We start from the raw sequence: 14,613 nt of genomic DNA on the forward strand, positions 1-14,613 counted from the left end.
TAACTTTGCCTTTTTCTGTGAATTAACTTTCAGGAGGGGTAAACCAGGCGGATTTAAAGTCGAACCAGCCGAAGGTATTCATTTTGACTCCCCGCATACTGCGTTGACCCTGTAATTCAAGCCAGTGATGGAACAGCGGGAACAACATCTGCTGATCGATGATGTGTTCACACCATGCCGCCAGTGACAGTGAGCGCTGCCGCCATTGCTTCAGCGGAGTGTGCAGATCATCCCCCAGACAGCGGCGCAGCAGCGGCAGCTCATACAAGGTGGCAAAGACTGAAAACTCCAGCGGCTTATAAAAGTTGGCGGTGGCCAGCCAGAAATCACTGTCACAATCACCGTTAAACCAGGTATCGTAATCAGTGATGTTAATCGTCAGTTTCACACCCTGTTCCGCCAGCAACTGCTGTAATAATTTGCCGATGGCATGGTATTCGTGGTGATCCTGATAATACGTCAGAGTCAGTTCTGTCAGATCTGCCGGTTTTTCGCAGGGCGGGATAAGCTTACTGTGATGCCAGCGCAGCAGAAGCCCGTAAGCGGGCCACCAGTGGCGCTGATAGAGGGGCTCGCAGTGATACAGCAGATTGACCGGTGTCATCAGGCTGTTGAGCCAGCGGCGGATATCTTCGCGTTCCCCTTTTGCCGAACGTGCGTCGTGCAGCAGAAAATAGCAGCCTTCCTCCATCCGGCTGTCGAGTGAATCCCGCTCAGGGCCGTCAGCACCGATATGCAGCGTGGTGCAGACCATTTTTTCTTCCAGTTCCGGCACCACCAGCACAGAAACTTCATCCAGCAGGGCGCGGAAGCCGTAATAGTGATCAAAGGCGCGGATAGTCAGTTTGCGGTCATTATTACAGACGACCTGATACGGCCCAGTACCGACAGGATGGCGGGCGAAATCCGGCAGTTCCTGCCACTCATGGGGCAGAATCGCGGCGTGCGGGCTGCCGGTCAGTACCGGAAACCAGCTGTCAGCCTCACTCAGTGTGATATCAATAATATAAGGCATATCCGAGCGGACAGTGCGGATATGACTGAACAGCGGATGTGTGTCGCGCAGCCGTTCAAAAGAGGAAATGATATCCACCATCTGCAATTCACGGCCGTGATGGAAAAAAATGGCCGGACGCAGCCAGAAACGCCACTGTTTTTCACCGGTCTGCTGCCAGTGGTGTGCCAGCGCCGGAACCGCTTCCCCGTTTTCCTCATTTATCGCGGTCAGTCCGTTAAAAATCTGACTCAGCAGATGAACCTCTGAGCGGCGCAGCGGTGAGCCGGGCAGCAGATTATAAAAAGGACGGTAATAGACAATGCGCAGCAGGCTTTTTCCCTGCCGGAAGCTGCGCTCAAGCTGAGACAGCACCATCTGGCGCATCGCATCCTTATCATTGACCATCGCCACCAGTTTTTCGATGTTATCCTGCTCAATCAGCAGTTCGGCGCGGGCGTGCTGTAAATCCCGGCCGCTTTGCAGAAAACTGAGCCGTGAGCGCTTACCCCGTCCGGTTTCCGCCTGCCAGCTGAGCCAGCCTGCGGTCTGCATGCTGTTGAGCAGAGAACGGACATGGCGGCGGGAGCAGTGCAGGATATCGGCGATCTCCTGAAGCGTGGTATCGGTTTCCTGACCCTGATGATGCTGCCACAGGCGGATAAACTGGTGCTGGAGGCGTGGTGTGCTCATAAAAGAGGAACTCCGGTCAATTTTCTGTCCATTTTTATTTCCGTATATTACGTCCATACTCAGTGACATTAAAGCAGCTCATGATGTCAGTGTGATACCTGACTCACTCCCGATTCTTGAGTAATGGTGACTGTTACCGCCAGCCGCAAGGCTGGTTTTTTTCTGTCTGACGTTCAGGAAAAATGAGACGGGGAGGGAAACGGGGAAAAAGCTGCCATCACAAAAGGGGTGATGGCAGGGGTTCAATGGTGGAAATGAATCCGGTTATCAGTTCATAAATGCAGGTTGTTGTGCTTCAAAGCGGGAAATCATATCGTCGTGCTGTAACGTGAGGCCGATACTGTCGAGGCCGTTCATCATGCAGTGACGGCGGAAAGTATCAACGCTGAACGGATATTCCAGCTCACCGGCGATCACTTTCTGGTTCTCCAGATCAACAATAATCTGCGCACCTTCTGTTTTCTGCACCCAGCTAAAGAGCGCATCAATCGCGTCTTCGGGTAATTTCACCGGCAATAACTGATTGTTGAATGAATTACCGTAAAAGATATCGGCAAAGCTCGGCGCTATCACCACTCTGAATCCGTAATCCGTTAAGGCCCACGGTGCATGCTCACGGGAGGAGCCGCAGCCGAAATTTTCCCGTGCCAGCAGAATCGATGCGCCCTGATAGCGCGGGGCATTCAGGACAAAATCCGGGTTTGGTACTTGTCCGTCATCATCGAGAAAACGCCAGTCGTTGAATAAATGCTGCCCGAAGCCGGTACGGGTGACTTTCTGCAAAAACTGTTTCGGGATAATGGCATCAGTATCCACATTAGCGGCATCCAGTGGTGCGGCAATTCCCTGATGTACAATAAATTTTTCCATGATCATTTCCCTCAGCGTATCTCAATGGTTCGGATATCGGCGAAACTGCCGGTGACAGCAGCCGCAGCGGCCATGGCCGGGCTGACCAGGTGAGTACGCCCGCCGCGTCCCTGACGCCCTTCAAAGTTCCGGTTGCTGGTGGAGGCGCAGCGCTCCCCCGGTGCCAGACGGTCATTGTTCATCGCCAGACACATGGAGCAGCCCGGTAAACGCCATTCAAACCCTGCCTCGGTGAAAATCTTATCCAGACCTTCCGCTTCTGCCTGTGATTTTACCGGCCCGGAGCCGGGCACCACTATCGCCTGCACACCCGGCGCTACTTTGCGGCCTTTGGCAACTGCGGCTGCCGCACGTAAATCTTCGATCCGTGAGTTCGTACAGGAGCCGATAAATACCTTGTCGATTTTCACATCGGTTAATTTGGCGCCCGGTGTTAAATCCATATACGCCAGTGCTTTTTCTGCTGAGGCTCTCTCCACCGGGTCGGTAAAGCTGTCCGGTGCGGGGATGGCCCGGCTGATATCAATCACCTGGCCGGGGTTGGTGCCCCAGGTGACCTGCGGGGCGATATCCGCGGCATTGATAATAATTTCTGCGTCATATTTCGCATCCGGATCACTTTTCAGTGTCCGCCAGTAAGCGACAGCGGCATCCCAGTCCGCACCCTGCGGGGAGAACTGACGGCCTTTCAGATAATCAAACGTGGTCTGATCCGGGGCAATCATCCCGCCCTTGGCGCCCATCTCGATAGCCATATTACAAACGGTCATCCGGCCCTCCATGGAGAGCGCCTCAATGGCATCGCCGCAGAATTCCGCGATATACCCGGTGCCGCCCGCGCTGCCGGTGTGGCCGATAATCGCCAGCACAATATCTTTGGCGGTGATACCGGGAGCGACTTGACCGCGCACTTCAATTCTCAGGGTTTTGGCACGGGCCTGCTTCAGTGTCTGGGTCGCTAACACATGCTCTACCTCAGAGGTGCCGATACCAAAGGCCAGTGAGCCGAATGCGCCGTGGGTGGCGGTGTGGGAGTCGCCGCAGACAATCGTCATGCCCGGCAGAGTAATGCCCTGTTCCGGCCCCATCACATGCACGATGCCCTGATACGGATGGTTCAGATCATAGAGACGGACACCAAAGGCCTCACAGTTTTTGATCAGTTCCTGCATCTGATTACGGGCCATTTCGCCGCAGGCATTAATATCTTTGGTCTGTGTGGAGACGTTGTGATCCATGGTGGCAAAGGTTTTCTCCGGGCGGCGGACCGGGCGGTTTTTCGCCCGTAATCCGTCAAATGCCTGCGGTGAGGTCACTTCATGCACCAGGTGGCGGTCGATATACAGGATCGGCGTTTCGTTTGCTTCTTCACGAACCACATGGGCATCATATAATTTCTGATATAAAGTTTTTCCTGTGCTCATCTTAAGCCCCTTCTGTAATCAAACGCGCGATAATGTCGCCCATTTCGTCCGTGGTCACACTCTTGCCGCTGCCGGCCACATCGCGGGTGCGGTATCCGGCATTCAGCGCCTGGTTTACCGCGTTTTCAATGCTGTCTGCCGCTGCATCCTGCCCGCAGCTGAAGCGCAGCATCATGGCGGCGGATAAAATCTGTGCCACCGGGTTGGCAATATTTTGTCCGGCGATATCCGGCGCAGAACCGCCGGCCGGCTCATACAGGCCGAATTTTTTCTCATTCAGGCTGGCGGACGGCAACATACCCATGGAGCCGGTGATCATCGCGCATTCGTCGGAGATAATGTCGCCGAACAGGTTGGAGCAGAGGATGACATCAAACTGCGACGGATCTTTCACCATCTGCATGGCGGCGTTATCGATATACATGTGTGACAGCGTGACATCCGGATACTCTTTGGCGATTTCAGTGACCACTTCACGCCATAATACGGAGCTTTGCAGCACATTGGCCTTATCAATCGATGTTACCTGACCGCGGCGTTTTTGTGCGGAGGCAAAGGCGATACGGGCGATGCGCTCAATTTCATAGCGGTGATACACCTCGGTATCATAAGCACGCTCATATTTTCCTTCGCCTTCACGACCTTTTGGCTGTCCGAAGTAGATGCCGCCGGTCAGTTCGCGGACACACAGGATGTCGAATCCGCGGGCGGCGATATCACTGCGCAGCGGGCAGAATGCTTCCAGCGCCGGGTAGAGTCTGGCCGGGCGCAGGTTGCTGAATAATTTGAAATGTGCACGCAGCGGGAGCAGCGCACCGCGCTCCGGCTGTGAGTCCGGCGGCAGTTTTTCCCATTTCGGACCACCGACAGAGCCGAACAGCACCGCATCCGCCTGCTCACAGCCTTTCAGTGTGGCGGGCGGCAGCGGGTGACCGTGGTTGTCGATGGCAATACCGCCGACATCATATTCACTGGTGGTGATGGTCAGGTTAAAGCGGCTGCGCACGGCATCCAGCACTTTATAAGCCTGTGCCATAATTTCAGGGCCGATTCCGTCGCCCGGTAAAACTGCAATATGAAATTGTTCCGACATAATTACACCGCTTCCTTTGTCTCTGTATTGTTGTTATGAGTATTGTTATGAGTATCGTTGTGCATGTTGTTATCTGACTGTATCCGCCGTTTTTCTTCTTTTACCTGTCCGGCACGCCAGATACTGTTAACAGCGTGGATCATGGCCTGAGCGGAGGATTCGACAATATCAGTTGCCAGCCCCATGCCGTGGAATTTGCGGCCTTCGTACTCCACCACGATATTGACCTGGCCCAGTGCATCCGTTCCCTGACCTTTGGCGGTCAGCTGATAGGCGGCGAGGGTCAGCGGATACCCTGCGATACGGCGGATAGCCTCATAAGCCGCATCCACCGGGCCGTTCCCCTGCGCGGATTCTGAAATGATCTCATCACCGGCCTGCATTCTGACGGTTGCGGAGGCTTTGACGCCGGTGCCGGACTGGGTGTTGAGGAATGCCAGTGAGAAGTGCTCCGGCTCCTGATGCTGCTGTTTCATAAACACCAGCGCTTCCAGATCGTAATCAAAGACCTGACCTTTTTTATCGGCCAGTTGCAGGAAGTCGGCGTATAACTCATCCAGGTTATAATCGTCTTCCTGGTAGCCCATTTCCGCCATCCGGTGTTTCACTGCCGCACGGCCGGAGCGGGAGGTCAGGTTGATTAAGTTATCTTTCAGGCCGATGCTGTCCGGCGTCATGATTTCGTAGGTTTCGCGGTTTTTAATCACGCCGTCCTGGTGAATACCGGAGGAGTGGGAGAACGCATTGCTGCCGACCACGGCTTTGTTCGGCGGTACCGGCGTATTGCATAACTGGCTGACCAACTGGCTGGTGCGGTAAATCTCTTTGTGATTGATCCCGGTACGTACGCCCAGCATTTTTTCCCGCACTTTAATCGCCATAATGACTTCTTCCAGCGCACAGTTTCCGGCGCGCTCACCTAATCCGTTGATGGTACCTTCAATCTGACGGGCACCCGCCTGTACGGCAGTGATAGAGTTGGCAACGGACATGCCCAGATCATCATGGCAGTGGACGGAAATGATGGTTTTGTCGATATTCGGTACGCGGTTGAACAATTCACTGATAATGCCGCCGAACTGGTACGGCGTGGTGTAACCGACGGTATCAGGAATATTGACAGTCGTGGCACCGGCGTTAATCGCGGCTTCGACAATGCGGCATAAATCATCAATATCGGTACGTCCGGCATCTTCGCAGGAGAACTCGACGTCATCGGTAAAGCGGCGGGCATGTTTAATCGAGCCGACCGCCATATCGATGATGTCAGCAAAGGTCTTGCGCAGCTTGGTTTTGACGTGAATACCGGAGGTCGCGAGCACCATATGCAACCGGAACGCTTCCGCGACTTTCAGGGATTCGGCAGCCGCGTCAATATCACCGATCACACAACGGGACAAGGCTGCGATACGGCTGTTTTTGATTTCGCGGGCGATGGTCTGCACCGACTGAAAATCACCGGGAGAGGAGACAGGGAAACCGGCCTCGATAATATCAACCCCCATGCGTTCGAGCTGGAAAGCAATCTGTAATTTCTCTTTGACGCTGAGACTGGCCTGTAATGCCTGCTCGCCGTCACGCAGTGTGGTATCAAAAATGATGACGTTATCGCTCATGTTGTGATCCTCTCGGTTATTTCTTGTTCTGTTTTCCGGTTTGCAGGTATAAAAAAACCCGCGACATTGCGCGGGTTTTTCAGGTCTCAGGGAGAAAGTTATGAGGAACTTCCGGCCATAAGCCCGCCACGCGCAGTTAAGGCGATAATTAGCAGGTTGTTTAGGCGGAAAGTGAAAGACATAGTAATAACCTTCTCAGTAAATTCAGTGGCACGGAACACAAGGTTTATCCGTGGCGATGTATTATTGATACTGAATATAAAAAGCGCTGTCAACTCTCCTGTTTCGCCGGAGATACTGAGCAACGGAGAAAAAAAGCACTAAAAGCAGATAAAGTGACTAATTTATAAAAATTAATCAGCGTTTTCATCTATAAGTCAGCTAAATGATTGGGCTAATATTTTTACAGAATTTTTTTGCGGATAATCTGAATCGGTTGAGTCGGCAGGGAATACGGTGTCCGGCGGTCAGGTTACCGCCGGTGACAGGTGAGATATTCATTGAACAGTTTATTTTTTCGGTTACGTCAGTAAAAGAAATCAGATTTTTTCTGCTGATAAAAGATAATTTTGTTATGAATAAACACAATCTTTGTTTTATTATCTCATTGCATGGAAACTAAATGAATAAAGCAGTGTTGATGTATTAGTTACATGAATAAATAACTGACTTTAAATATTTAAATAGTATGCATTGTGATGATGATGCGCACCCGCGTATTCAGAACCATACAAGGAAGAGACTCAATTATTAATTGGATAATCAATTGAGATAATAGATTTCAATTTTGTATTTATCTGCTGTTTCAGTATGGCGGCGGATAGCTTATTGAAGTCATTATAATCATTTATTGGAGTTTAAGATGACTGAATACACCTCAGTGGCAGAAGTAAAAAAAGAATCCGGTGAAACACAGCTGCGCAATGTGGATCTTAATCTGCTGACGGTTTTTGATGCGGTTATGCAGATGCAGAACGTCACCCGGGCTGCTGAACTTTTAGGTATGTCGCAACCGGCTGTCAGTAATGCGGTGTCACGGCTTAAGGTTATGTTTAATGATGAATTATTTGTCCGTTTTGGCCGCGGGATTCAGCCGACTGCGCGCGCCAAACAGCTGTTCGGTCCGGTCAGACAGGCATTGCAGCTGGTACATAACGAACTGCCGGGTGCCGGTTTTGAACCGGGCAGCAGTGAGCGGGTATTTAATCTGGCCATTTCCAGTCCGCTGGATATCCGGCTGACAGATAAAATAATCGAACAGGTTAAACTTCACAGTGAAAATATCGATGTTAATATTCAGTCTTATATGAATTCACACATCGAGCATAACCTGAAATATCAGGAAACGGATTTTGCTATCAGTTATAATCGTTTCGATAAGCCGGATTACAGTCATCACTTATTATTTAATGATCAGTTATCATTGGTTGCTGCCCGTAACCATCCCCGCATACAATATACCGTTACCGAGAAACAGATATTCACCGAGCAGCATGCGGTGGTATCCCTCGACTTAATTGATTCATTCAGTTCACCGTATTATGAAAATAATGAATTACTCCGGGCTATTGTTTATCAGGGAACTAATTTAGTCAGTGTACTGAATATTGTGTCTAAAACGGAATTGGTGGCGATCGCGCCGAAGTGGCTGATCCAGCTCTATTCACATGTCCTGCCGATTCAGGAAGTGCAGCTGCCGTGGGATAAAGTCAGCCGTCCGGCATTTCTGATCTGGCATGAGGCCTGTACCCGCGATAAAGGTCATCAGTGGATGAAAGCACTGCTGACGCAATTTACACATCATATCTAATCAGTCATTTAATTCATTTCTCTCTCCGGCAGGCAAATACGCCTGCCGGGGCTTTTTTGTGATCCCGCCATTGCAAAGATAACTAAATTTGCTTTTGTTCCCGGGGACAACAGGCTACACTTGCGGAAAAATTTAAGCGTACAACTGTAAGCTGAAAATCATTACATAACGTGAAACCGTACAGTCTGACGGCTCAGTAAAGGAAACGCGTGTGACAACAACAAATTTGCATCACTATCATTTAGTGACGCGGCTGCAACAGCAAAAACAGCGCCGGGGTGACAAAACCGCACTGCGACAGTGGTGTGAACAGGGTCAGCATATTGATTTTACCTGGCAGCAGGCCGGGACGTTCAGTGAAAATCTGGCGGAAGCCCTGCTGGCGGAAGGGGTTGAGGTTCAGGAAAATGTTGCCATTTTCTCGCACAACAGCGCCCTGTGGACATTAACCGACCTGGCGATTCTTCAGTGCCGCGCCATTGTGGTACCGCTCTATGCGACCAGCAGTGATGATCAGGCGGCCTATATTCTCAATGATGCGCAGGTGCGTATCCTGTTTGTGGATGGTCAGAAACAGGCGGAAATTGCACTGTCGCTGCTCTCTCTCTGCCCGTCTCTGCAGAAAATCATCATCATGAACCCGGAAAACACGGCGATCCCGTCTCATCCGGCGGTCTGTACGCTGCGCCAGTTTATGAACGGGCACGACGGCAGTTATGCCGAAGAGTTGGCGCAGCGCATCGCGGATTGCTCTCTTGATGATCTTTTCACTCTGATTTACACCTCCGGAACCACCGGCGAGCCGAAAGGCGTGATGCTGGATTACCGCAATATGGCTGCCCAGCTGTATCTGCATGATGAGCGGCTGACGCTGACCGAAGATGATGTCTCTCTCTGTTTCCTGCCGCTGACACACGTTTTTGAGCGCGCGTGGAGTTTCTATGTGATGCATACCGGCGCACTGAATGTCTATCTCAGTGACACCAATCTGGTGCGCAAAGCGATGGTATCGGTAAAACCGACTGTGATGTGTGCGGTGCCGCGTTTCTATGAGAAAGTGTTCAGCGGTATTTACGAAAAAGTGGCACAGGCGCCGTGGTATAAGCGTGCGTTATTTCACTGGGCGGTACGTACCGGCAAAAAAACACTGGATGCACAGCAGCGCGGTGAAAAGCTGTCATGGCTGGCTGCGCACTGTGATCAGTTTGCTCAGAAAAAAGTGCTCGGCAAGCTGCGTGATGTCCTCGGCGGCAATGTCCGTTTCTTACCGGCAGCGGGTGCGCGGCTGGATGATGAAATTATCCGCTTTTTCCTCGCTATCGGTATTAATATCAAATACGGCTACGGCATGACAGAAACCTGTGCGACGGTATCCTGCTGGGAAAACAGCGGCTATCAGCTCGGCTCTATCGGTGTGCCGCTGCCGGATGTGGAAGTGCGTATCGGTGAGGAAAACGAGATTCAGGTACGCGGGCCGGTCGTGATGCGCGGCTATTACAATAAGCCGGAAGAGACCCGTCAGGCATTTACTGATGATGGCTGGCTGCGGACCGGTGATGCCGGTGCGCTGGATGAGCAGGGCAATCTGTTTATCACGGAACGTCTGAAAGATCTGATGAAAACCTCTAACGGCAAATATATTGCGCCGCAGATGCTGGAAGGGACACTGGGACAGGATCGCTTTATCGAGCATATTGCGGTGGTGGCGGATGCGCGTAAGTTTGTCTCCGCACTGATTGTGCCGTGCTTTGACACTCTGGAAGAGCATGCCCGGGCGCTGAACCTGAAATATCATGACCGGATGGAACTGCTGAAAAACAGCCAGATTGTGGCGCTGTTTGAAAGCCGTCTGAAAGAGTTGCAGAAAAATATCGCTGCATTCCATCAGGTTAAGCGTTTCACACTGTTACCGCAGAATTTCTCTATGGAACTCGGTGAACTGACGCCGACGCTGAAACTGCGCCGTAAAGTGATCGCCCAGCGCTATCAGCGTGAAATTGAATCGATGTATACGGAATAATTTTCTCTTCGGCACTGCCGGTTTTCTGTGCAGTGCCGTTTTTATATCCCGCCGGTTTTTCCCCCTCTCTCAGTGAACTCTGCTTTGTGATTTCCTGCCACAGGCATGATCGTCTGCGGATCATGACATTTCCTTTATTCCTGTGTTTTTCCGCTTTTTGCTCCCCGAAAAACGCATTTGCCAGCGCTGTCATTTTATCGTTATGTTAATCCTCAGATAACTAAAAACAGACAAACACATCACTTGCAGTTACAACCCGTAATCACGGGCAGGAGAGCATTTATGGAGAGGTTGACTGGAGCAGAAATGATTGTGCGCTCCCTGATTGATGAGGGCGTGTCACACGTATTCGGCTATCCGGGCGGAGCGGTTCTGGATATTTATGATGCACTGCATACCGTGGGCGGTATCGGACATATTCTGGTGCGTCACGAGCAGGCGGCCGTGCATATGGCGGACGGCTATGCCCGCGCGACCGGAAAAACCGGCGTGGTGCTGGTCACATCCGGGCCGGGGGCGACCAATGCCATTACCGGTATTGCCACCGCCTATATGGATTCCGTGCCGCTGGTGGTGCTCTCCGGCCAGGTGGCGAGCGCGCTGATCGGTAACGATGCTTTCCAGGAAGTGGATATGGTGGGGATCTCCCGCCCGGTCGTGAAACACAGTTACCTGGTGCATGATGTCGCGGATATTCCCGCCACCATCAAGAAAGCCTTTTATCTGGCGCAAACCGGCCGTCCCGGTCCGGTGGTGATTGATTTCCCCAAAGATATTGTCCAGCAGCAGCATGAATACAGCTACCCGGCCCGGGTCAGCCTGCGTTCGTATAATCCGACCGGTGCCGGTCACAAAGGGCAGATCAAACGCGCGCTTATCACGCTGATGCAGGCGAAACGTCCGGTCATGTATATCGGCGGCGGTGCCATCAGTGCCGGATGCAGCCCTGAGATTTTTACCCTTGCGGATAAACTGCGTCTGCCGGTGGCGCTCTCCCTGATGGGACTCGGCGCGTTTCCGGGCACTCATCCGCAGTGCGTCGGTATGCTGGGTATGCACGGTACGTATGAAGCAAACAATACCATGCATCACAGTGATGTCATTTTTGCCGTCGGTGTCCGCTTTGATGACCGGACCACCAATAACCTGGCGAAATACTGTCCGCAGGCAACGGTTATTCATATCGATGTCGATCCGGCTTCTATTTCAAAAACGGTGGCGGCGGATATTCCGATAGTCGGCGATGCAAAACTGTGTCTCGCGCAGATGCTGTTACAGCTTGAGTCCCTGACCGATGAGCAGGACCCGGATGCGCTGTGCGACTGGTGGCGCCGTATTGATCAGTGGAAAGCGAAACAATGTCTGACGATCGACGAGAGCGGGGAAAAAATCAAACCGCAGACCGTGATCCGCACCTTATGGGAGCTGACAGAAGGAAAGGCGTATGTGACGTCTGACGTCGGTCAGCACCAGATGTTTGCCGCACTCTATTACCCGTTTGATGAACCGCGCCGCTGGATCAACTCCGGCGGACTCGGCACGATGGGCTTCGGCCTGCCGGCGGCACTGGGCGTCCGGCTGGCAAAACCGGATGATATGGTGGTGTGTGTCACCGGGGACGGCAGTATTCAGATGAATATTCAGGAGCTGTCCACCGCATTACAGTTCGGGCTGCCGGTACTGGTGCTCAATCTGAACAACCGTTTCCTCGGTATGGTGAAGCAGTGGCAGGATATGGTCTATCACGGCCGTCATTCGCACTCCTATATGGAATCGCTGCCTGATTTTGTCCGCCTGGCGGAGGCTTACGGGCATGTCGGTATCAGTATCAGTGATAAAGCCACGTTGCGTGAACAGCTTGCGGAAGCTCTGCGTATTGTCCGTGAAGAGAAGCGGCTGGTGTTCGCCGATGTGATGGTGGATGAGAAAGAGCATGTTTATCCGATGCAGATCCGCAATGGCGGGATGGATGAAATGTGGTTAAGCAAAACGGAGAGGACCTGATCATGCGCCGGATTCTGTCAATCTTATTAGAAAACGAAACAGGGGCGTTATCCCGTGTGGCAGGGCTTTTTTCCCAGCGCGGGTATAATATCGAAAGTATCACCGCTGCCCCGACGGATGACCCGTCACTGTTCCGCCTGACCATCCAGACCAAAGGGGATGCGCGGGTGCTGGAGCAGATTGAAAAGCAGCTTAATAAGCTGGTGGATGTGTTCCGTGTCACAGAACTGACCGCTGCCTCCCACATTGAGCGCGAGGTGATGCTGGTCAAATTACAGGCCAGCGGCTACGGGCGGGATGAGGTCAAACGCAGTACGGATATCTTCCGCGGGCAGATTGTCGATGTGACGGCGACGCTCTACACCGTACAGCTGACCGGCACCACTGAAAAGCTGGATGCCTTTCTGGATGCGGTGCGCGGCTTTGCTGAAATCGTTGAGATTGCCCGCTCCGGCATCGTCGGGATGTCGCGCGGTGAAAAAATAATGCGGTGAAATATTTGCGGTGAAAGGGTAAACTGATCACTCTTCTTATTTGGCCCGTTGTTCGGGCCGTTTCCTGATTTGTAAGGGGTTAACGTGAAACTGGATGAAATCGCCCGCCTTGCCGGTGTGTCGCGCACGACGGCCAGTTATGTCATCAACGGAAAAGCAAAACAATATCGTGTGAGTGACAAAACTGTCGAAAAAGTGATGGCGGTGGTTCGTGAACATAATTACCATCCGAATGCGGTAGCCGCCGGTCTGCGTGCAGGCCGTACCCGCTCTATCGGACTGGTGATCCCGGATTTGGAGAACACCAGCTATACCCGCATCGCAAATTATCTGGAGCGCCAGGCGCGCAGCCGTGGTTATCAGCTGCTGATCGCCTGCTCCGAAGACCAGCCTGACAACGAAATCCGTTGTGTGGAACACCTGTTACAGCGTCAGGTGGATGCGATTATCGTTTCCACCGCTCTGCCGCCTGAGCATCCGTTCTATCAGCGCTGGGCAAACCGCTCGCTGCCGATTGTCGCGCTTGACCGCGCACTGGAAAATGAGCACTTTATCAGTGTGGTCGGGGATGACTTTGAGGACGCCAAAATGCTGGCATCCGAATTGCGTCAGTTCCCGGCAGAATCGGTGGTTTATCTCGGCGCGTTACCGGAACTTTCCGTCAGTTTCCTGCGTGAACAGGGATTCCGTGAAGCCTGGGAAGGTGATGCACGTAACGTGAATTTCCTGTATGCCGACAGCTATGAGCGTGACGCCGCCGCGAAAGCGTTTGACAGCTGGCTGGAAAACAACCCGATGCCGGACGCACTGTTCACCACATCATTCGCGCTGTTACAGGGTGTGATGGATGCCACACTGGCCCGCAGCGGCCGTCTGCCGGGGCAGCTGGTGATCGCGACCTTCGGTGATCATGAACTGCTGGATTTCCTGGAGTGTCCGGTTCTGTCCGTTGCGCAGCGTCATCGTGACATCGCGGAGCGTGTACTGGAGCTAGTGCTGGCAAGTCTGGATGAAAAACAGAAACCGGCAGCGGGTATTACCCGGATCCGCCGTGATCTGTGCCGCCGCGGAAGTCTGAGCCGCCGGTAATATTCAGACCGTAAAGTTATTATTTTTTCTGATACCTGTACGGAAACGTATAGGTATTTTTATTTATATCCGCCGAAAACAGATGAAAAACCCTTTTTGAGAGGAATCCTAAGATTTTTTTTCAATTCTGCTGATTGACAGAAATTGACAATTTTCACAGAGCCCCTTTTTTCCCCGGCAAATACACTTATTGTGGTTATGGGTATATAGCGAAAATTATCTTCCGTTCCGTTTTGCAATAGTTATCTTATTGATATGATGAATTTTATATTTTCAAATATCAGATAATCACGCACTGTAACAGAAAGTAACAGCACAGATAACTGAATTAAAAATTCCGGGGGGGTTACCCTGGTGGTCAATTTTTATCCTGAAAGTGAGGGGTACCTCGCAAAAATGCATCTTTCTTTCGTCAGATTCGGTATAATTTGCCCCGGTTAACCGAGTGCGTATTATGTGAATTTTTTTCTGATTTGAATCAGTGTGTTACCTCACTTCTGTTCCCT

The 14,613-nt window shown here is 52.0% G+C and carries 10 protein-coding genes; 5 read left to right on the top strand and 5 right to left on the bottom strand.

The genetic code is table 11. The features are described 5' to 3' along the window. Nucleotides 1-22: 22 nt before the first annotated feature. The 5 genes from sgrR to leuA all read right to left on the bottom strand — a co-directional run bounded on the left by sgrR (nt 23) and on the right by leuA (nt 6,690). A complete protein-coding gene (sgrR, locus tag R5268_RS08750) occupies nt 23-1,687 on the bottom strand; it encodes an HTH-type transcriptional regulator SgrR (RefSeq protein ID WP_107679062.1) in 1,665 nt (554 codons plus the stop codon). 267 nt (nt 1,688-1,954) lie between these two features. Beyond that, nucleotides 1,955-2,560 carry a 3-isopropylmalate dehydratase small subunit gene (gene leuD / locus R5268_RS08755; RefSeq protein WP_112550007.1) on the bottom strand — a complete coding sequence of 202 codons (606 nt, stop codon included), beginning with the start codon at nt 2,558-2,560 and terminating at the stop codon, nt 1,955-1,957. A gap of 8 nt (nt 2,561-2,568) precedes the next feature. Continuing rightward, nucleotides 2,569-3,981: a 3-isopropylmalate dehydratase large subunit gene (gene leuC / locus R5268_RS08760; protein ID WP_317419214.1), complete on the bottom strand. Its 1,413-nt coding sequence runs from the start codon at nt 3,979-3,981 to the stop codon at nt 2,569-2,571. Between the two features lies 1 nt (nt 3,982). Further along, complete coding sequence (gene leuB / locus R5268_RS08765) at nt 3,983-5,074, bottom strand: 3-isopropylmalate dehydrogenase (RefSeq protein ID WP_052926884.1); 1,092 nt, start codon at nt 5,072-5,074, stop codon at nt 3,983-3,985. Nucleotides 5,075-5,076: 2 nt separating this feature from the next. Next, the gene (gene leuA, locus R5268_RS08770) at nt 5,077-6,690 is read right to left on the bottom strand and encodes a 2-isopropylmalate synthase (protein ID WP_317419215.1); all 1,614 of its coding nucleotides are present in this window, start codon (nt 6,688-6,690) and stop codon (nt 5,077-5,079) included. A gap of 862 nt (nt 6,691-7,552) precedes the next feature. Here leuA and leuO point away from each other — a divergent pair. The 5 genes from leuO (at nt 7,553) to cra (ending at nt 14,107) form a co-directional block, all read left to right on the top strand. Next, entirely contained in the window at nt 7,553-8,500 is a 948-nt protein-coding gene (gene leuO / locus R5268_RS08775; RefSeq protein ID WP_218454442.1) for a transcriptional regulator LeuO, read from the top strand. A gap of 211 nt (nt 8,501-8,711) precedes the next feature. Further along, nucleotides 8,712-10,520 carry an AMP-dependent synthetase/ligase gene (locus tag R5268_RS08780; RefSeq protein WP_218454441.1) on the top strand — a complete coding sequence of 603 codons (1,809 nt, stop codon included), beginning with the start codon at nt 8,712-8,714 and terminating at the stop codon, nt 10,518-10,520. Nucleotides 10,521-10,802: 282 nt separating this feature from the next. Next, complete coding sequence (ilvI, locus tag R5268_RS08785) at nt 10,803-12,524, top strand: acetolactate synthase 3 large subunit (protein ID WP_317419216.1); 1,722 nt, start codon at nt 10,803-10,805, stop codon at nt 12,522-12,524. A 2-nt stretch (nt 12,525-12,526) separates the two neighbouring features. Then, nucleotides 12,527-13,018, top strand: coding sequence for an acetolactate synthase small subunit (gene ilvN / locus R5268_RS08790; RefSeq protein ID WP_046894511.1), 492 nt, complete (start codon nt 12,527-12,529; stop codon nt 13,016-13,018). A gap of 84 nt (nt 13,019-13,102) precedes the next feature. Beyond that, a complete protein-coding gene (gene cra / locus R5268_RS08795) occupies nt 13,103-14,107 on the top strand; it encodes a catabolite repressor/activator (protein WP_046894510.1) in 1,005 nt (334 codons plus the stop codon). Nucleotides 14,108-14,613: the final 506 nt, after the last annotated feature.

Origin of the sequence: Morganella sp. BCCO 40_0007, from assembly GCF_032989665.1 — a bacterium.
GTDB classification, from domain to species: Bacteria; Pseudomonadota; Gammaproteobacteria; order Enterobacterales; family Enterobacteriaceae; genus Morganella; species Morganella sibonii.